Consider the following 18668-nt stretch of genomic DNA (forward strand, 5'->3'; position numbering starts at 1 on the left):
TCACCATGTCACTGCCAAGAACCAAGCTCGTGAAAAAGGAAGCAGCAGCTGAAGGGACCATGCTGTTCCAATTTGAAAAGCCGGAAGGCTTTACGTACAAGGCCGGTCAATTCGCCGACTACACGCTGATCGACCCGACGGACACCGATGCGGAGGGAAACACCCGCGGATTCACCCTCTCCAGCGCCCCGTGCGAGCCCAATCTGATGTGCACAACCCGCATGCGCGACACGGCATTCAAGCGGGTTCTCAAGGACCTGCCGATCGGGACGGAGGTGGAGCTGGACGCTCCCTACGGATCCTTCACCCTGCACAACAAGGTGGACAGGCCCGCTGTTTTTTTGACCGGGGGAATTGGAATCACGCCCGTGCGCAGCATCATCTTGCAGTCGGTCCATGACAAGACCGGACACAGGATTATTGTGTTCTACTCCAACAAGCGCCCGGAGGATGCGGCGTTTCTGGACGAACTGGGACGCGTCGCCGACGGCGAAGCCAATATCACCGTCGTGGCCACCATGACCGAGCCTGAAAAGTCTCGACATGGCTGGACCGGGGAAACCGGGTACATCGACCAAGCCATGCTGGCCAGGCACATCGAGGGCCTGGCCGCGCCGATCTACTATCTTTGCGGGCCTGCAGGCATGGTGACGGCCATGCGCAGCCTCCTGAACAGTGCAGGCGTCGACGACGACGACATCCGCACCGAAGAATTCACCGGTTACTAAAAGTAGGATGTCCGGACGCACTCACGTTTCTTGCCACCGTGTGGCGCCGGGCAGTTTTACTTCATTTTTCCAGGACGGAACCATGACATGGCAGATGGTTGGCAAGGCTCGATTCTCCAGGATAGTGGTGGTCTTCGAGTCGCACGGGCGTGAGCTGGCGAGGACGGCTGCACAGTGGTCCGCGCCTTCCCAATCTGGAGGAGAAGGCCCGCTCGGGTTGCCGGTGCTGATAGTGTCCGTCGTCGACGGGATCGTCACCGGGCAAATCCGCCGCATGGACCTGTTGAAATTGGTGGGAGGGGACGGGTGCGTGAACTGATGGGTGTGGCAAGAACACTTCCCGGGCTGCAGTCCTCTGAGATCGAGCAGCCGGACGGGGCCCGTGCCCGGTTCGACACCCTGATTCTGGCCAACATCCACCGAATGGCAGAATACGGGACGGTGAGCGACTCCAGGATTCCCGCTGACGGGAAGCTCGAGGTGGTTTACCTGCCCCACAGCACGCGCTGGGCCTTGGCCCTGATGACCCTTCGCGCCGTTACCGTGGGACTCGGTCGCCAGATGAGCGTTGCTCGCTACGAATTCGGCACTGAAGTGCCCTCTGCCGGGCCAATTCGACGGTGAGGTTTTTGATGTCCCTGCCGGTGCCTCCGTCCTAGTGAAAAGCGCGCACCTTGCGCTCCGAACACTTGGTTGGGAGGCGGCCGTCACAGATTCCGCAGTGCTGCGGTCATCACTTGGTGCCTTGAGGTGATGACCCCCGTTGTCAGTGTCTGCCTCGCGGTCGGCGTCGACCCGTCCACGCCAGATAGGTGGTCAACGCACCCACTGCACCAACTGCGCCGGCAACAAGGGGCTTGCCCCACGTCGTTAGTTTCTCACTGTCCGCCGTCGCCACGTCCCCAATACCGCGGATAAATGCGGCCGCAACCATCCCGGCAACCAGCCGGTTGCCTATGCGTTCCGCCCGGAGCACCAGGGGTTCCAATTCGGAGGCGCGCAAATGCACTTCGACACCGTTGTCCATGTGCCCCACCAGGCTTTCAAGCTTTTCCGGCAGGTCCGAGCCAAGCTCGGCCACCGTCAAGCCCAGCCGGGAGAGGGCCCGGGCCAGGTTGCGGGGTTCAAAACGTTCCATGGCCAATCGCGTGGCATAGGGCTTGAGGACTTTCCCCAAGCTGAAATCCGGATCCAGGCGCGCACCCATCCCTTCGGTCATCAGCAGCATCTTGGCGAGCAGTGCCATTTCGCGTGGAAGTTGGAGGTGGTGGTTGCGCAGGATGGCCAGCAGCTGCACCACCAATGGTGCGATTTCGAGTTGTCCCAATTTTTTGCCTTGGTACAGCTGGATAAATATGGCCGTGTCCTGGTGCAGTGCACTTCGGTCGGTTGTTGGCGGAGCTGTGGAAAGTTCCAGGAGTGCGCTGCTGATTCGACCGGGGCTGTTTGCGGTGAAGGCCTGCAGGAGTTTGGCCAAACGTTCGCGGAGCGGGTCACTGATCTCGCCGACCATGCCAAAGTCGATCAGGCCAATGGTGCCCGTCGTTTCGACGAACAAGTTGCCGGGGTGTGGATCCGCGTGGAAGAAGCCGTCGTCGAAGACCATTTTGGCTGCGGCCCGGGCCGCGCGGTCGGCAAGTTCGTGCCTGTCGATCCCGGCGTCCGCAAGCCCTTGGATGTCGTCGACCTTGATCCCGCGGATCCGTTCGATGGTGAGCACCCGAGAGGTTGTCCTGTCCCAATAAATTTTGGGAATGTGAATGCCAGGGACGGCATCGAAATTTACCGCAAAGCGTTCCGCGTTGCGTCCTTCCTGCAGGTAGTCAAGTTCTGCGCGCAGGGTTGCTGCGAAATCAGCGGCGATTCCGCTGACGTTGTAGTCGACGGCTGCCGGCCAATTATGACTGGCGTACGTGGCCAGATTTTGCAGAATCTCCAAGTCCTCGTTGATCTGGGCGACAACCCCCGGTCGGCGAATTTTAACGACGACGTCGGTGCCGTCGAAAAGTGTCGCCACATGGGCTTGTCCGATCGACGCACTGGCCAGGGGAGCGTCGTCGAAAGCAGCGAACAGTCCCTCCGGAGGTGCGCCCAACTCCTGCTGGATGACTGAGCGGACAGCATCCGCTGCCACGGGAGGCGCGCCATCTTGAAGTTTGGAGAGTTCGGTGATGTAGCCCGTGGGCATCAGGTCCGGGCGGGTGGACAGCATCTGACCGAGCTTGATGAACACGGGTCCGAGTTCTTCCAGTGCAAGCCTGATGCGGTGGGGGTTGGAGATCTGCGGTTTCGATCCCATGGCCTGCACCACGCGCCACCTGTCCACCCCCGTCGCCGCTGCGAGAGAGCCAAGTCCATGTCTGCTCAGAATCTCTGCGACCTGGGCCAGGCGTTCAAGGTGGGCATTCATGCGAGTGGCTCCGAATCCTTGGCGCTACTGTGGCAAATCGCGTGGTCAGCAGGTTCTGTCATGTTCCTCAGTATGGGTAGTGCGGCGCCAACTTACTAGAGGCGAGGGCTCTTGCCGGCCGTGGCGACCGCCAGACTCTCCTCGATTGCCGAGCCCGTTGAAACGGAGATCTCTCCTGGTGCGGGGACATGAAATCTGCGCTGAAAAGTATTCTTGTCGCGGGTGTGCCGGACCGGCGTAGGATAAATCGTATCGACGGCATTTAGTACGAGAAGAGCCAATGCAGCGCCGCCGCAAATTGGAATGAACGTGGCCGGCCCGCAGCCGAGCCCCCAGCTGGCCCGGACCCGCCAGCGAACTTCATACGTCGCGGCTTGGTCCCTGAGGGCTTGAGCCCAATTCTCCAGTACGACGCAGTGTGGCCGAACCCCACTCTGGCAGCGTCCAGCTGGAATTCTCAAGGGATGAAGCCATGACAGAGAACATTGACGTCGAAGCGTCCACTGCGAGTGCCCTGCCGGGGTCGCCGCTGAGCGCCAAACTGCTGCACCGAATGGATGCGTATTGGCGCGCGGCGAACTACCTCTCGGTGGGGCAGCTCTATCTCTATGACAATCCGCTGCTCAAGAGACCGTTGGTGCTCTCGGATGTGAAACCGCTGGTGGTGGGGCATTGGGGCACCACGCCGGGACAGAACTTCATCTACGTGCATTTGAACCGGGCGATCGTGAAGTACGGGCTGGACATGTTCTACGTTTCCGGGCCCGGGCATGGCGGACCGGCATTGGTGGCCAACACCTACCTGGAGGGCAGCTATTCGGAGATCTACCCGGACGTCAGCCAGGACGAGGCCGGCATGAAGAAACTGTTCAAGCAGTTTTCGTTCCCGGGCGGTATTTCAAGCCACGTGGCCCCCACCACACCGGGATCGATCCATGAGGGAGGGGAGCTGGGCTACTCGCTCAGCCATGCGTTCGGGGCGGTGTTTGATAATCCAGGTTTGGTGGTCGCCTGCGTGGTGGGCGACGGCGAGGCCGAAACAGGGCCGTTGGCCACATCGTGGCAGTCCACGAAGTTCCTCAACCCCGCCAGCGACGGGGCAGTCCTTCCCATCCTGCACCTGAACGGGTACAAGATCAGCAACCCCACCCTGCTGGCTCGGATCGAGCACGAGGAACTGGATGCGTTCCTGCATGGCTGCGGGTGGGACCCGCGTTACGTCGAAGGCAGCGACCCGGAGGAGATGCACCAGCTGATGGCCGGCGTGCTGGATTCGGCCGTTGCGGACATCCGCACCATTCAATCCGACGCCCGTGACGGTGGCAGCACCACCAGGCCGCGCTGGCCGATGATCGTTCTGCGTTCACCCAAGGGGTGGACAGGGCCCCAGGTAGTTGACGGGTTGAAGGTCGAGGGCACGTTCCGGTCGCACCAGGTTCCGCTGCTGGTGGACGAGGGCCACCCCGGCCACGTCAACCAGTTGGAGCAGTGGATGCGCAGCTACAAGCCCGAAGAGCTGTTCGACGCGGACGGGCGGCTGCTGCCGGATCTGGAGGCGCTGGCACCCTTTAGTGAACGGCGGATGGGTTCCAATCCGCACACCAACGGCGGGCTGCTGCTGCGCGACCTGCGCATGCCCGACTTCCGGACGCACGCCGTCGTCGTGGCCGCACCCGGAGCCGTCGAGGCCAAGGACACGCTGGTGCTGGGGGATTTCCTGCGCGATGTGATCGCGTTGAATACGGAACGGCGGAACTTCCGTCTCTTCGGTCCGGATGAGACATTGTCCAACCAACTGGGAGCGGTGTTCGAGGTCACCGACCGCCAATGGGATGCCCGCACAGAAGTAAACGATGAGTTTTTGGCCCCGTCTGGTTTGGTGCTGGACTCGATGCTCTCCGAGCACCAGTGCCAAGGTTGGCTGGAAGGCTACCTGCTGACGGGCCGCCACGGCCTGTTCAACTGCTATGAGGCCTTCATTCACATTGTCGACTCGATGTTCAACCAGCATGCCAAATGGCTGAAAATCACCAAGGCGCTGCCGTGGCGGCGCGACATCGCCTCGCTGAACTACCTGCTTGCCTCCCACGTGTGGCAGCAGGACCACAACGGTTTTACCCACCAGGATCCCGGCTTCCTTGACCATGTGGTGAACAAGAAGGCAGACATTGTCCGGGTGTACCTCCCGCCGGATGCGAACTGCCTTCTCACCGTTGCCGACCACTGCCTGCGAAGCCGCCACTACGTCAACGTCATCGTCGCCGGCAAGCGCGATATGCCCCAATGGCTTTCCATGGATGACGCCGAGATCCACTGCACCAAGGGAATCGGGATCTGGGAGTGGGCGGGCAACGACCGCGGCGCCGAGCCCGACGTCGTTCTTGGATGCTGCGGTGACACGCCCACCCTCGAGGTGCTGGCGGCCGTCTCGATTCTGCGCGAGCACCTGCCCGAGCTGAAGGTTCGGGTGGTCAACGTCGTGGACCTGATGAAGCTCCAATCAGCGAGTGAGCATCCGCACGGGCTCTCCGATGCGGACTACGACTCGTTGTTCACCAAGGACAAGCACATTGTGTTCGCCTTCCACGGATATCCGTCCCTGATCCACCGCCTCACCTACCGGCGGACAAACCACAATCTGCACGTGCGCGGCTACATCGAAGAGGGCACCATCACCACCGCCTTCGACATGCGCGTGCAAAACCGGCTCGACCGATTCCACCTTGTCCAGGACGTCGTCGACAGGCTGCCCCAACTCGGTGCCACAGCGGACTACCTCAAGCAAGAAATGACTAACAAGCTCGTCGAGCACAACCTCTACATCAACCAACACGGTACGGACCTGCCAGAGATCCGCAACTGGACCTGGAACCCCACCGGAGCAGGCTGTGGCCACTGAGACACCGGCGGTCGACAACCCGGGGAAACCCGTCTCCGGGACCGGTACCGCGTCTGCGGACATCCTGAAGACGCTGCCGATGCAGGAAGTGCAGCGCCAGCTGGGAACGTCGCCGGATGGGCTGGGCCAGAGGGAAGCTGCGAAGCGGCTGATCCACTACGGTCCGAACGAGATCGCCGAGCACCATGCGAATGCGCTGCTGAAGTTCTTGTCCTACTTCTGGGGGCCGATCCCCTGGATGATCGAGGCCGCCGTCATCCTGTCCGCTGTGGTGGGGCACTGGCCGGACTTCTTCATCATCTTGGTGCTGCTGCTGGCCAACGCCCTTGTGGGCTGGAGCGAGGAACGCCAGGCCGGCAATGCCATCGAGGCATTGCGGGCGAAGCTGGCGGTCACAGCCCGCGTCCGACGCGACGGAACGTGGGTCACCCCGGCGGCCCGCGACTTGGTGCCAGGAGACGTCATCAGGCTTCGGCTCGGCGACATCATTCCCGCCGATGCCCGTCTTTTGGACGGCGATGAGATCGAAGTTGACCAATCGGCGTTGACCGGCGAGTCGCTGCCGCTCACCTGTGCGCCCGGCGATCCCGTGTATTCCGGCTCGATTGTCCGCCGTGGCGAGATTGACGGGTTGGTCTACGCCACAGGCGCCAGCACCTACTTCGGCAAAACCGCCGAGCTGGTGCAGGGTGCGCACACCGTCAGCCACTTCCAAAAGGCCGTGCTGAAAATCGGCAACTACCTCATCATTCTCGCAGCGGTGTTCGTTGCCGTGATAGTTCTCGTGTCGCTGCTGCGGCATGATCCGCTGTTGACCACCCTGCAGTTCGCCCTGGTGCTCACGATCGCAGCGATTCCTGTCGCCATGCCCACCGTGCTGTCGGTGACCATGGCCGTGGGTGCCAGGATACTTGCCGCGAAACAGGCCGTCGTCTCCAGGCTTGTGGCGATTGAGGAACTCGCCGGTGTTGACGTTCTCTGCTCCGACAAGACAGGCACGCTGACCCAAAACTCACTGACACTGGGGGATCCCTTCTGCACCGCCGGAGCCACCGCCAGCGAAGTGATCATCGCAGGGGCGCTGGCCTCCCGCGCAGACAATGACGACCCCATAGATCTCGCCATCCTGGGCGGGCTCAGCGACCCGAATGCACTGGACGGATACACCGTGACGGGCTACCAGCCTTTTGACCCGGTCAGCAAGCGTACTGAGGCGACCGTCACCGCCATCGGCACGGGAACCGAGCAGGACACGTTCAAGGTCAGCAAGGGGGCGCCACAAGTGATCATGGCCGTGGCCGCGGACGCCTCCGCGGTGAAGGCCGCTGTCGACACAGCGGTTAACGACTTCGCCGCCCGCGGGTACCGTTCCCTCGGCGTGGCCCGGACAGGCCCTGGTGGAGACTGGCGCTTTCTGGGTGTCCTGCCGCTGTTCGATCCTCCGCGTGAAGATGCTGCGGCCACCATCACCACCGCCCGGAAGATGGGCGTGGAAGTGAAGATGGTGACGGGGGACGCCTTGGCGATCGCGAAGGAAACCGCCGTCAAAGTCGGACTGGGAGCAAACATCCTCGACGCCGCCGGCCTGGGGGAGGTGGCGAAGACTGAAAGCGCCGCAACTGCCGAGTCCATTGAGAGGGCCGACGGTTTCGCCCAAGTCTTCCCGGAACACAAATACCACATTGTTGACGTCCTGCAGCAGCACGGCCACATCGTCGGCATGACGGGCGACGGGGTCAACGACGCCCCGGCCCTGAAGAAAGCGGACTGCGGCATCGCCGTCTCTGGCGCCACCGACGCCGCCCGGGCAGCCGCAGCCATTGTGCTGCTCACCCCGGGCCTGTCGGTGATCATCGATGCGATCAAGATCAGCCGCAGGATCTTCCAGCGGATGAACTCCTACGCCATGTACCGCATTGCCGAGACGCTGCGCGTGCTGCTGTTCGTCACCCTCACCATCCTCGTGTTCAATTTCTACCCGGTCACCGCGATCATGATCGTGATGCTCGCTTTGCTCAACGACGGCGCAATCCTCTCGATCGCCTACGACAACGTCCGTTACCGCAGCCAACCCGAAGCGTGGAACATGCGCCTCGTGCTCGGGATAGCGACAGTGCTGGGCGTCCTTGGGCCGATCGCGGCCTTTGGCCTGTTCTTTCTTGGAGACCGGGTCTTCGGTATTGGCCATCCCCAGCTGCAGACCATGATGTACCTGATGCTCTCGGTGGCCGGGCACCTGACCATCTTCCTGACCCGAACACGCGGCCCGTTCTGGTCCATCCGCCCCGCCCGCATCCTGCTGCTCGCTGTGCTCGGTACCCAGGCACTTGCAACGCTCATCGCCGTCTACGGCCTGTTTATGACCCCGCTGGGCTGGGGATGGGCGGCATTCGTCTGGGGATATGCCATCATCTGGGCGTTGGCGAGCGACCGCGTCAAGCTTCTCGCGTACCGCATCCTGGACCCCGTCAAGACCACTCCCGTCCCAGACGGCGCGACGTTGGCCGTCGGCACAATTTGACGTGCGGGCGGTTTAGCCCGGATGCCTGCCTCGGGCTGCACGATGTGACGGCAGCAAGCCTCTCCACAAGACGCCGGTTGCGGATATCGGCTATATTCTCACTCTAAAGGGGGCGCTGTGGAAGGCGCAGCTGGACAACACTGATTGTGAGCGAGGCTGGGCCTGGACCCTGCTGGCCGCGGTACTGGTAGTCATTGGTGCGCTGCTGGCCCCCGCTGCTGTTGTTTCCGCGTGGGCAAGGTCAAACTTGCTGACACCACACGCTTCGTTGCGAACTTTGCGCCGCTGGCACAGGACCCGGCCTTTCAAGATTTCATCACCGACAAAACCATGGACGTGATCAATGAGCACGTCGACATTAAGCGATTGACCGCGGAGGGGGTCGATGGCATTACCAACTTGGGAACAGGACCCGCGGCGACCAAGGCCTTGAAAACGTTCGAAGGCCCGATCGCCGCCGGACTTGAGTCGCTGATCGAGTCCCGCGTTTCTGCGTTCGTGGCCTTTCCGGACTTCGCGGCTGTCTGGTCGACCGCATTGCACGTCAGTCACGCCCAATTCATCGCAGCCATGTCCAACAACCCCAAGGCAGCCGTCGCCTTGGGCTCGGATGGGTCGATTGGCATTCAGCTCGCACCGATTATTGAGGTCGTGAAGACAACTTTGGTGCAACACGGCATTGCGTTCGCCAGCCAGATACCGGCCATTGATCGGACGATCACCGTGGCCCAAGTGGATGCGGTCCCCACCATCCAGCTTGGCTACAACCTTGCACTTGCCGCCGGCTCCTGGCTTCCCTGGGTTGCGGTGCTCTTCTTTGCCGCCGGTGTCCTCGTGGCCCGGCGCCGATCCATGGCACTTGTCTGGGCAGCCCTTCTCCTGGCGCTGGCGTTGGCAGCCATCCTGGCTGCAGCCGGAATTGGCGGCATCCTGTTTCCGCCGTCCGTGAGCCCGGCCCCGCTTTCAGCGGACGTGGCATCTCTGCTGTTCTCAACTACGTTGGGCACCCTGCTCGCCATCTCCAAGGCTGTGCTGGTGCTCGCCGTGGCTGTGGCCATTGTCGGCTGGTTTTCAGGTCCCTTCAGGGGTCCGAGGAAATGGAGAGGCCTCTTCGTCTCGGGCGTTGTGTGGATCCGGGAAAGGGCCGCCAACCATGGAATTGCCACCGGGCGGGTGGGGGAGTGGATCTACTCCTTGCGTGCTCTTGTGCGTGCAGTGGTGGCGATTGCCGCCGCATCGGTCATCGTCTTTACCTGGCCACTGACGGTGGGCCTGGTGGTCTGGACACTGTTGATCGCCGTGGTTATGATCGCCATCCTGGAACTGGTCCAAAAACGTCCAAGCCTGTCCAAAGACACTTCGGGGGGCCTCAAGGCCCCTGCAAACACGGAAGTTCCATGACATGAGAATGCTAAGGAAGAACCCTGCCGTCAGCCTGCCTCCAGCAGCAGCACAGCCGGACAGGGCACGGAGCGGACCACTGCTGTCCGCTTACGTCATGACGCTGGGCGGCATCGGCGGGATTGCCGCCGGGTTCGCGCTCTATGGGCTGCGGGCGATAGTTTTCTCGGTGTTTCCGGCGGTGTTTCCGGCGTTGTTTGCGGCCGTCGGAGTCGATCCGCTTGTGCGCTGGTTCCAACGGCACCGCATGTCCAGGACGTGGGCAATGGTTACTGTCATCCTGATTATCGTCGGGATATTTGTGGCGTTGGTGTGGGGACTACTGCCACTTCTCATCCGCCAGATGCAGTTGCTCGCCACGGCCATCCCAGCGCAGATTTCGCAACTGAGAGCCCAAGGATGGTTTGACCAGGCCAATGAAACGAGCAATGGTGTGCTGGGCGGACTGGTCAACTCGATCGCGACTGAGATTAGGAACCCAGCAGTGTGGGCCGTGCTGGGGTCCGGCGTCGCCGGCTTCGGAGTCTCGGTGGTCAACGGGCTGGCGAGTGGATTTTTCATCGCAATTCTCACCATTTACTTCGTCGCCACCTATGATTCCATCAAGGACGCAAGCTACAAGCTGGTTTCAGCGTCCCGCCGGCCGGCTTTCATCAGCTATACCGAGCGCATCCTGAAGAATTTCGGCAGGTACATCAGCGGCATGGTGGTACTCGCTTTCAGCAATGCCGTCTACAGCGTGATCCTTTTGGTGATCATGGGCGTGCCCGGGGCCTTTCTGATTGGCGTTGTGGCCTTCTTCATCACCCTCATTCCGCTGATCGGCACCATCCTGACCACGATCTCCATGACGATTCTGGCATTTATTCATTCACCCGTTGCCGGGCTGGTGGTGCTGATCTTCATGCTCATCTACATGCAGATCGAGGCCTGCATACTCACCCCGAAGGTCATGGGGAAGGCTGTCCAAATACCAGGTTCTGTGGTCCTGATCTCGGCACTGGCTGGCTCCACGTTGTTCGGACTCCCCGGTGCCCTCGTGGCCATCCCGATCTCAGCCGGCATCATCTTGATCATCAAGGAAGTCGTCATGCCGCACAAGCAACTGTCCTGACTCGCCACCTGGATGCCGTCACAGCAGGTGATGGGTGCCTTGGGCGCGGCCGGTGAACTGTCGGATTCCCCAATTCCCGTCAGGCCAGTTTCAGTGTGCACCTTGACAGCAAAGGCGTCCTCCGCCCAGTCGCAGGGCTGACCACAAGCAGGGATGTGCAACCACGTGTCGCGGCGACGTGGTTGGTCGTGCAGGACGGCCATCGACGCGGTGAGGAAGCACTGCTGGATGCCCTTCACGGTGCGGATCCACAGTGTCGCCAAGATCAGCGCGCGCGAGGGGAAACGGTGGTGGATCGAGCCCGTTGGGGCGTGCATCCGAGCAGCGAGGACCCGGCCAGGCTTGCCGGCAAGCTCGTGTTCGGCGAGCGCGCGCAGGACAAGCAGTTGCTTGCGCATCATGACCACGTCGCCCCACGCCAGCCAGTAGCGGCGGAATCGGGCAAGCACCCGACCGACGGGTGGCATCCACAGGACAGCGCTCAGTCGGGAACGTTGCCCGGTGACATGTTCGACGTCGTACATCGCCGTGATTGGCACAAAGGCCCGGGTTGGCCATCCCTGCTTCCTGCGAAGGGTCAGGGACCTGCCGGGCACGAACGCAACGAGGGTGAAGATGGTCATGAACGTCTGGCCGACCTTCAGTGCCTGCAATGCCGGATCGGCGCTCCGAGGGCTGCGACGGCCCCAGTTGTCGATCCAGTCGTAGCTGTAGGGGGCGCGGCGCAACTGGCATAGCCACAGAAACAATGCCTCGGGGCGTGCCGTGGTGGCGACCGAACGGGTTGCCACGCAGCCGTCCGGCTCGGCCGGGACCCCCGTGCAGGTGGAGGGCCGGACCGTGACTGGTTCACCCCATGCCCATGGCAAGCGATTCGGCACGGATGCACCCACATCATTCATGACGCCACCTTCCGGCCAGGCAATGAAGGAGACTGCTCCCTATTGTAGGCGGCGGGTGTTCGCACAGTGTTTTGGTTCCGTAAGAAATTCTGCTCTCACATTGTCTGCAGTTTTGGCATGATGAGAGCTATGCCCTCACACCACGACTCCCGGACCTCGTTCGATGAACGTCCATCCCGCCCCAGGATTGCGATCGTGGGCGGGTCCGGGCTGTACCGGCTGGCGGGAGCCGAAGTGCTGTTGGAACGCGACATCAAAACACCCTTTGGTCCTCCTTCGGGACCCGTGGCGGTTGCCATGCTCAACGGGCTGGAAGTTGCCTTCTTGAGCCGCCATGGCCGTGCCCATGGCGTCGCCCCGCAGCAAATCAACTACCGGGCCAATATGTGGGCCTTGAAGTCCCTGGGGGTGGAGGCCGTCATATCCTCGTCCGCTGTGGGTGGCTTGGACGCCAACCACGGGACGGACTCGTTTGCCGTCCCCGACCAACTAATTGACAAGACCTGGGGACGGGCGGACACGTTCTACGACGGCACACTGCCTACCGGGGTGCAGCACCTGTCAGCGGCCGATCCGTATTGTGCGCGGCTTCGCCACGTGCTGATCAAGGCTTTGGAGAGTTGCGGCGAGAGGTTCGTTGGCGAAGGAACCGTGGCCGTTGTGAACGGCCCGCGGTTCGCCACCCGTGCCGAGTCGGAAATTCTTGTGGCCGGCGGTGCACACCTCATTAGCATGACCCAATATCCGGAGCCCGTGCTGGCCGCGGAACTGAACATGGGCTTTGTGAACGTGGCCTACGTCACCGATGCCAACACCGGGCATGACGGTTCCGCCCCCGTGACTGCCGAGCTGGTGCTGGAACGGCTCGTTGCCGCACAGCCCCGGATCATGGCAGTGCTGGAGACAACCATCGACTTGCTCAAGGCCGGTTATGCCGCCCCGCAGCTCATCGATCCTGCCGCAGTGGCCGCCGTCCTTGCTGCCCCGCCATCCGCCCCGGATGAAGTCCCCGTTGGTGGGCGGCAGAGCCAGCCATGAGAGTGCTCATTACAGGGGGCGCCGGATTCATTGGCTCCCACATTGTCACGGCGGGGCTGGCGCGCGGCTGGGAGGTGCGGGTGTTGGACTCCCTCACCGAGGATGCGCACCCGCGCCGGCCCGTGCCCCACCCCGGTGTCGACTTCATCGAAGGCGACGTCTGCAACCCGGACGCTGTCACCCGGGCACTTGACGGGATCGACGTCGTGCTTCACCAAAGCGCCAAGGTGGGACTCGGCGTGGACTTCTCCGATGCCCCGGGCTATGTACGCAACAACGACCTTGCCACGGCGGTGCTGCTGGCTGGAATGGTCCGGGCAGGGGTTGGACGGTTGGTGCTGGCATCCTCAATGGTGGTGTACGGCGAAGGTGCATACCGGGACCGCAGCGGCGCGTTGGTGAGGCCCGGGCCCCGGCGTCGGGAAGACCTTGAGGTGGGCATTTTCGATCCGCGTAGTCCGGCGACGGGAGAGCTGCTGGTGCCGACGCTGGTCACCGAGGACGCCTTGCTGGATCCGAGGAATGTTTATGCCGCCTCCAAAGTGGCCCAGGAGAACCTCGTCTCAGTGTGGGCGCACACAACAGGCGGGCACGCCGTGGCACTTCGCTACCACAATGTCTACGGCCCCGGAATGCCCAAGAACACCCCGTATGCCGGGGTGGCGAGCCTTTTCCGCTCGGCGTTGTCCCGTGGCGAGGTGCCGCGCGTCTTTGAGGACGGCGGACAACGGCGCAGCTTCATCCATGCCGCCGACATTGCCCAGGCCAACCTTGCTGCTGCCAAGGCGCTCTTCGGCGGACCCCGCGAACCCTTTCGGGCCTACAATGTTGGCGCCGATGAAGTGCATACCGTGGGGGAGGTGGCCCAGGCGATGAGTGCTTGCAGCGGCGGGCCGGATCCGCAGGTCACCGGGGAGTTCCGCCTGGGAGACGTTCGCCATGTCACGGCGTCGTCGGCGCGCATTAAAAGCGAGCTCGGCTGGGCACCCCACCGGGACTTTGCCGAGGGCATGGCTGAATTCATGCTCGCCCCGATGAGGGGAGACTAGCCTCCGGCTCCGGCCGTCGGTATCCGCAAGGTGACCCTGCAGCCGTCGCCGGCGTTCTCCACCGCCACGACCCCGTGATGGGCGTGGGCAATGCCCGCCACCATGCTCAGCCCCACGCCCGCACCGCTGAAGGCGCTCTTGCTGCGTTCGGAGACGCTGCGCCATCCCGCGGTGAACAGTCTCGGCAGGTCCTGCTCCGGGATCCCGCCGCACGCGTCCTCCACCGCCACCACCGCCCAGCCCGGCTCGGCATCGACGGCAATGCGGACTGTGGTCTCGGGCTTGGTGTACATGAGGGCGTTGAGGATGACGTTGCGCACTGCCCGGCCCATCGATGCACTGTCAACGGATGCCAGCGTGGAGGTGACCCGTTCGCCGTTCACATCCACTCCGCGCTGGACAGCCAACGGGGATAGATCGGCAATGGCGTCGCTGACCAGGTCGTAGAGGTCCATGGTTTCCATGGTGACCACCAGCGTCCCGGCCTGGATTTTGGACAGTTCCAACAGGTCGTTGACCATCACGTTCATGCGGTCGGACTGGGCGATGATCTTGCGATAGTAATCGGAGACGTCGTCCACCACGCCATCTTCCAGGGCCTCTGTCATGGCGCGCATGCTGGCCAGCGGTGTCCGCAAGTCATGGGAAACCCAAGCCACGAGCTCGCGGCGCGCCCCCTCCACCGCTTCCACCCGGCGTCGGGATTCCTCGAGTTTCTCGCTGGTTGACTTCATTTCCAAGGCGAGCGCCGCCAACTCCGAACTCATGTTCCGGGTAGTGGCCACAGTTTCGCCACGGCCGATGCTCCGGGCTGCGCTGATCAGGGCCCTTGCATTGCGGGCCATGCCCATTCCCAGAACGACGGCGACAAGCACGGACAGCACGGATGCGATCCCGACGATGTACCACATCACTTCGAGGTCGTGGGCGGAAATGAACATGGCGTTGAAGGCTCCCACCAGGCCCGCAACGAGCACTGCCACGGCAGAAACAACCACAAGGCAAATCTGCAGCACAATGGAGGACCGGCGCAGCAGCCACTGCAATACCATCGTGGCGGCAGCTATGGGAACGGCCCAGACGAGCACGAGCAGCAAGATGGTCAAAAGGTCACTGCTGGCCATGGGAACCCTCCCCAACCTGCTCTGCTTCGGCATCCATGTCGAAGCGGTAGCCCACGCCCCACACTGTTTTGAGCAGAAGCGGCTTTGTGGGGTTGTCTTCGATTTTTTCGCGCACCCTGCGAACATGCACTGTCACAGTGGACAGATCGCCAAAATCCCATCCCCAGACGTAACTGATCAGCTCCTCGCGGCTGAACACCTGATTGGGACGTCGCAGGAAGAACGCCAGCAGGTCAAATTCCCGCGCCGTCAGCACCAACGGCACGCCGCGGGCGGTGATGGCCCGGGCCGCCGGGTCGAGGAGGAACCCTGAATGTTGGACGGGCGGTTCAGGCATGAAGTCATGGATGCTGCGCCGCAGCTGCGACTTCACCCGGAGTACGAGCTCACGGGGCGAGAAGGGTTTGGTGACATAGTCGTCGGCACCCATTTCCAAGCCAAGGATGCGGTCGTCCTCCGTCCCCAACGCGGTGAGCAGGATAATGGGCATGGACATGGTTTCACGTATCCGGCGGCACACTTCGGCACCGTCCAGACCCGGCAGCATGCGGTCCAAAATGATGAGATCCGGGGAATGCTCCTGGGCCAGATGAAGCGCGGAGAAACCATCCGCGGCCATGTCCACGAGGAAGTCCGCTTGCTGCAAGTAGCCGCGCACCACGTTGGCGATCGGCTCCTCATCCTCCACCAGCAGGATGCGCCGGCCGCTGAGGTCGCCAGCGGCGTCGGGGTTCTTTCCGGTACTCACCCCTTCATCATAGATTCGGTGCCGGGCAAACGGGCCCCTCCATCGGGCTGCACATGATTTTGTCCCCATTCCGTAAGGAATTGGACTACCCCCGCTCAGGCCGTTCTTCTATCGTGAAAGAGTGAGAGATCTATTTACCCCGCAGCAGGGCCCATCGGACGCGCAGCCGCTGGTGGACGTTGTCCTTCCCTGCCTGAACGAAGCGATGGCGTTGCCGTCGGTTCTGGCAGCCATGCCTTCCAGTTTCCGGGCCATCGTGGTGGACAACGGATCCACCGACGGTTCCGGGGTGCTTGCCGAGTCTCTGGGTGCAACAGTGGTCCGGGAACCGCGGCGCGGTTTCGGTGCCGCAGCCCAAGCCGGACTCGAGGCCGCCCACGCGGGCCTGGTTGCCTTCTGCGACTGCGACGGTTCAATGAATCCCGCCGAACTAGCAGCACTAGCGTGGCCTGTGCACCAGCACAGCGCCGATCTGGTGTTGGGTGCACGGCACCCGGAGCCGGGGTCGTGGCCGGCCCATGCCCGGCTCGCCAACAAGGTCCTTGCCGCCAGAATGCGCCGAATGACAGGGGTCCAGCTGACGGACTTGGGACCCATGCGGGTGGCCCGCCGGGACATGCTCCTGGACCTCGGGCTGCTGGACAGGCGCAGCGGGTATCCGTTGGAGATGGTGCTCAAGGCCCACCTCGCCGGCTGGAGAATCACCGAATTGCCCGTCGCGTACCGGCCCAGAATCGGAAAGTCGAAGGTGACGGGGACGCTGCGGGGAACCTTGACCGCCGTGGCGGACATGTCCACGCAGCTGCAATTCGCCAAGCGGGCCCTGTCATGAGCTTGCCTGCCGAGAACTCCACCATGGCTGGGAACTTCACCATTGCCGTCATCGCCAAGGAATGCCTGCCGGGCAAAGTGAAAACGAGGTTGTCGCCGCCCCTGTCCCTCGAACAGGCCGCCGAGCTGGCGCAGACCAGTCTCAGCCAGACCCTGCGAGCTGTGCGCCAAGTGCCTGCCAGCCGCCGCCTTTTGGTGATGGAAGGGACGCCGCTGGCCAGCGACAGCGCCGGTTTCTGCGTAGTGGCCCAAGGCGCGGGCGGACTCGACGAACGGCTCGGGAGCATTTGCGATGCGGCCGACGGTCCGCTGTTGATCATGGGCATGGACACGCCCCAGTTCACCCCCGAACTACTCGAGCCCCTCGTGGCGGACTGGGGCAGTTCCGAACCCGCTTGTCACTCATGGCTGGGCAGGGCGGACGATGGCGGCTACTGGGCCATCGCCCTGCTCCGTCCTGCCGGCCACTTGATCCGCGGCGTGCCCATGTCCACCCCGCACACCGGCCGCGAACAATTGTCCCGGCTCCGCGCAGCCGGACACAGGGTGGGCAAGCTGGTGCCCTTGACCGACGTTGACACGTTCCCGGCAGCACTTCTGGCAGCCGGCCAATGTCTCGGAACGCCGTTTGCCGACGCTGTTCAGATGCTGTCCGCTCGGAAGGAAGTCGCATGAGCCTCCTCGAAAGGCCTGCCGCCCCGCTGCGCGGGTCATCCCGGCTCCACTGGTTCGGCCAGGGCGCCGAAGAACCCTATGCTGCGGCCTTGCGCCAAGGGAAGGGCATCTTGACCCTGGAACCCCATGCCCCGAATGAGCGTGTGACAGACGAGGCCGTGACTCACGAGGCCGTGACTGCCGTCCATCTCAGGGTGCAACAGTGGTGTGAACCGGCCACGCCTGCCGAAGTGTCGCTCCTGCTGGCGACTGGTGGACCCGTCCTGGATGCAGGATGCGGCCCGGGCAGGATGCTGGTGGCTGCGGAGAGAATCGGGCTGCGGGCACTGGGAATCGATGTCAGCCGCGAGGCGGTGGCCCAGGCCCGGTCCCGGGGGGCCAAGGCGCTCCACCAATCCATTTTCCAGGCCTTGCCGCACGAAGGCGCGTGGGGGACTGCCTTGTTGTTGGATGGAAACGTAGGGATCGGCGGCAACGTTCCGGTACTGTTGCGGCGCATGGATCAGGTGCTGTGCCCCAGCGGCAGCATTTTGATCGAAGTCGACGTCCAGGACGGCCTCGATGTGAGCTACTCCGCCGTGTTGCGTGGCGAGGGCACCGAAGCCAGTGAGCCATTCGCGTGGGCACGCGTGGGCTCGGAGGCACTGGAGCGCTACGCGGCCGGCGCCGGCTGGGATATCTCCAAGCGGATCACCATCCCCTCCACCCGGCGCGTGCCCGGTTCTCCGGCGTCGGGCCCTTGTCAGGAACGGGTCGTCTGCCGACTGTTGCGGCGCGAATAGCGTTCGACGACGACCACGGCTGCCACTGCCACCAGGACCAGAACACCCCAGAAGACACCCAAGGCCAGCGCGTAGTTCCCCTGCAGAACAGTGGCGTTCACCGGAGGATTCCCGGCCACTTGTTGGGCCGCCACCAGCGGCACGACGATCAGTGTGCAGACGGCCGCAAGCACCAACGCGCCGCGGATCAGCGCGCGGGAGAGTGGGCGCAGGTGCCGGCCCGCACAGCGCACACCGTGTCCTGTCGCCGTGGACACCGGCACCACCACGCCGTCGTGCAACAACAACGCCACGGCCATCCATGCCGCAAGGCCCAAAAGCGCAGCCAGGCCAAGGTGGGTGAGCAGGGAATAGGCGCCAAAGCCCACCGCGACGGCGCCCAGGGCTCCCACGCCGAGACGAACCGTGGTCATTGGGCTCATTGTTGGAGTCGGTGCAGTAGTTGG

Annotated in this window: 16 protein-coding genes; 12 read left to right on the forward strand and 4 right to left on the reverse strand. The window is 63.1% G+C overall.

Going from position 1 to position 18668, the window contains the following annotated elements; translation table 11 throughout:
* Nucleotides 1-5: 5 nt before the first annotated feature.
* The 3 genes from QMG25_RS10065 to QMG25_RS10075 all read left to right on the forward strand — a co-directional run bounded on the left by QMG25_RS10065 (nucleotide 6) and on the right by QMG25_RS10075 (nucleotide 1352).
* Nucleotides 6-728, forward strand: a complete 723-nt coding sequence (locus tag QMG25_RS10065; protein ID WP_283459864.1) for an FAD-dependent oxidoreductase — start codon at nucleotides 6-8, stop codon at nucleotides 726-728.
* Between the two features lie 82 nt (nucleotides 729-810).
* On the forward strand, nucleotides 811-1047 hold the full coding sequence (locus tag QMG25_RS10070; protein WP_283459866.1) for a hypothetical protein: 237 nt from the start codon (nucleotides 811-813) through the stop codon (nucleotides 1045-1047).
* A gap of 5 nt (nucleotides 1048-1052) precedes the next feature.
* The gene (locus tag QMG25_RS10075; protein WP_283459868.1) at nucleotides 1053-1352 is read left to right on the forward strand and encodes a hypothetical protein; all 300 of its coding nucleotides are present in this window, start codon (nucleotides 1053-1055) and stop codon (nucleotides 1350-1352) included.
* A 142-nt stretch (nucleotides 1353-1494) separates the two neighbouring features.
* On the opposite strand, the gene QMG25_RS10080 is transcribed toward QMG25_RS10075, so the two are convergent.
* Complete coding sequence (locus QMG25_RS10080; RefSeq protein ID WP_283459871.1) at nucleotides 1495-3138, reverse strand: ABC1 kinase family protein; 1644 nt, start codon at nucleotides 3136-3138, stop codon at nucleotides 1495-1497.
* Nucleotides 3139-3610: 472 nt separating this feature from the next.
* On the opposite strand from QMG25_RS10080, the gene QMG25_RS10085 reads away from it, so the two are divergent.
* The 6 genes from QMG25_RS10085 (at nucleotide 3611) to QMG25_RS10110 (ending at nucleotide 14062) form a co-directional block, all read left to right on the forward strand.
* Nucleotides 3611-6037, forward strand: coding sequence for a phosphoketolase family protein (locus QMG25_RS10085; protein WP_283459873.1), 2427 nt, complete (start codon nucleotides 3611-3613; stop codon nucleotides 6035-6037).
* Nucleotides 6027-8558, forward strand: coding sequence for a plasma-membrane proton-efflux P-type ATPase (locus QMG25_RS10090; RefSeq protein WP_283459875.1), 2532 nt, complete (start codon nucleotides 6027-6029; stop codon nucleotides 8556-8558). Before QMG25_RS10085 ends, QMG25_RS10090 begins: the two co-directional genes overlap by 11 nt.
* 231 nt (nucleotides 8559-8789) lie before the next feature.
* On the forward strand, nucleotides 8790-9959 hold the full coding sequence (locus tag QMG25_RS10095; protein WP_283459876.1) for a hypothetical protein: 1170 nt from the start codon (nucleotides 8790-8792) through the stop codon (nucleotides 9957-9959).
* A gap of 1 nt (nucleotide 9960) precedes the next feature.
* Complete coding sequence (locus QMG25_RS10100) at nucleotides 9961-11073, forward strand: AI-2E family transporter (protein WP_283459878.1); 1113 nt, start codon at nucleotides 9961-9963, stop codon at nucleotides 11071-11073.
* A 1031-nt stretch (nucleotides 11074-12104) separates the two neighbouring features.
* Nucleotides 12105-13013: an MTAP family purine nucleoside phosphorylase gene (locus tag QMG25_RS10105; RefSeq protein WP_283459881.1), complete on the forward strand. Its 909-nt coding sequence runs from the start codon at nucleotides 12105-12107 to the stop codon at nucleotides 13011-13013.
* Nucleotides 13010-14062: an NAD-dependent epimerase/dehydratase family protein gene (locus tag QMG25_RS10110; RefSeq protein WP_283459883.1), complete on the forward strand. Its 1053-nt coding sequence runs from the start codon at nucleotides 13010-13012 to the stop codon at nucleotides 14060-14062. Before QMG25_RS10105 ends, QMG25_RS10110 begins: the two co-directional genes overlap by 4 nt.
* On the opposite strand, the gene QMG25_RS10115 is transcribed toward QMG25_RS10110, so the two are convergent.
* Together QMG25_RS10115 and QMG25_RS10120 are read right to left on the reverse strand one after the other, a co-directional pair.
* Nucleotides 14059-15186, reverse strand: a complete 1128-nt coding sequence (locus QMG25_RS10115; protein ID WP_283459884.1) for a sensor histidine kinase — start codon at nucleotides 15184-15186, stop codon at nucleotides 14059-14061. The two genes, QMG25_RS10110 and QMG25_RS10115, sit on opposite strands and share 4 nt — an antisense overlap.
* Nucleotides 15173-15934: a response regulator transcription factor gene (locus QMG25_RS10120; protein ID WP_283459885.1), complete on the reverse strand. Its 762-nt coding sequence runs from the start codon at nucleotides 15932-15934 to the stop codon at nucleotides 15173-15175. Before QMG25_RS10120 ends, QMG25_RS10115 begins: the two co-directional genes overlap by 14 nt.
* Nucleotides 15935-16055: 121 nt before the next feature.
* Here QMG25_RS10120 and QMG25_RS10125 point away from each other — a divergent pair, with 121 nt between their 5' ends.
* The 3 genes from QMG25_RS10125 to QMG25_RS10135 are packed head-to-tail and all read left to right on the forward strand — an operon-like array spanning nucleotide 16056 to nucleotide 18222.
* A complete protein-coding gene (locus QMG25_RS10125; protein WP_283459888.1) occupies nucleotides 16056-16766 on the forward strand; it encodes a glycosyltransferase family 2 protein in 711 nt (236 codons plus the stop codon).
* Entirely contained in the window at nucleotides 16763-17440 is a 678-nt protein-coding gene (locus QMG25_RS10130) for a TIGR04282 family arsenosugar biosynthesis glycosyltransferase (RefSeq protein ID WP_283459889.1), read from the forward strand. Before QMG25_RS10125 ends, QMG25_RS10130 begins: the two co-directional genes overlap by 4 nt.
* Nucleotides 17437-18222: an SAM-dependent methyltransferase gene (locus QMG25_RS10135; RefSeq protein WP_283459891.1), complete on the forward strand. Its 786-nt coding sequence runs from the start codon at nucleotides 17437-17439 to the stop codon at nucleotides 18220-18222. Before QMG25_RS10130 ends, QMG25_RS10135 begins: the two co-directional genes overlap by 4 nt.
* On the opposite strand, the gene QMG25_RS10140 is transcribed toward QMG25_RS10135, so the two are convergent.
* Nucleotides 18183-18635, reverse strand: coding sequence for a hypothetical protein (locus tag QMG25_RS10140; RefSeq protein ID WP_283459892.1), 453 nt, complete (start codon nucleotides 18633-18635; stop codon nucleotides 18183-18185). The two genes, QMG25_RS10135 and QMG25_RS10140, sit on opposite strands and share 40 nt — an antisense overlap.
* Between the last annotated feature and the right edge of the window lie 33 nt (nucleotides 18636-18668).

It is taken from the genome of Arthrobacter sp. H35-D1 (assembly GCF_030063185.1).
GTDB lineage: Bacteria > Actinomycetota > Actinomycetes > Actinomycetales > Micrococcaceae > Specibacter.

Bases quoted from the DNA above. Each gene is read 5' to 3' on its own strand.
- QMG25_RS10065 (WP_283459864.1), top strand. From the start codon at position 6: ATGTCACTGCCAAGAACCAAGCTCGTGAAAAAGGAAGCAGCAGCTGAA.
- QMG25_RS10070 (WP_283459866.1), top strand. From the start codon at position 811: ATGACATGGCAGATGGTTGGCAAGGCTCGATTCTCCAGGATAGTGGTG.
- QMG25_RS10080 (WP_283459871.1), bottom strand. From the start codon at position 3,138: ATGAATGCCCACCTTGAACGCCTGGCCCAGGTCGCAGAGATTCTGAGC.
- QMG25_RS10085 (WP_283459873.1), top strand. From the start codon at position 3,611: ATGACAGAGAACATTGACGTCGAAGCGTCCACTGCGAGTGCCCTGCCG.
- QMG25_RS10100 (WP_283459878.1), top strand. From the start codon at position 9,961: ATGAGAATGCTAAGGAAGAACCCTGCCGTCAGCCTGCCTCCAGCAGCA.
- QMG25_RS10105 (WP_283459881.1), top strand. From the start codon at position 12,105: ATGCCCTCACACCACGACTCCCGGACCTCGTTCGATGAACGTCCATCC.
- QMG25_RS10110 (WP_283459883.1), top strand. From the start codon at position 13,010: ATGAGAGTGCTCATTACAGGGGGCGCCGGATTCATTGGCTCCCACATT.
- QMG25_RS10115 (WP_283459884.1), bottom strand. From the start codon at position 15,186: ATGGCCAGCAGTGACCTTTTGACCATCTTGCTGCTCGTGCTCGTCTGG.
- QMG25_RS10130 (WP_283459889.1), top strand. From the start codon at position 16,763: ATGAGCTTGCCTGCCGAGAACTCCACCATGGCTGGGAACTTCACCATT.
- QMG25_RS10135 (WP_283459891.1), top strand. From the start codon at position 17,437: ATGAGCCTCCTCGAAAGGCCTGCCGCCCCGCTGCGCGGGTCATCCCGG.
- QMG25_RS10140 (WP_283459892.1), bottom strand. From the start codon at position 18,635: ATGACCACGGTTCGTCTCGGCGTGGGAGCCCTGGGCGCCGTCGCGGTG.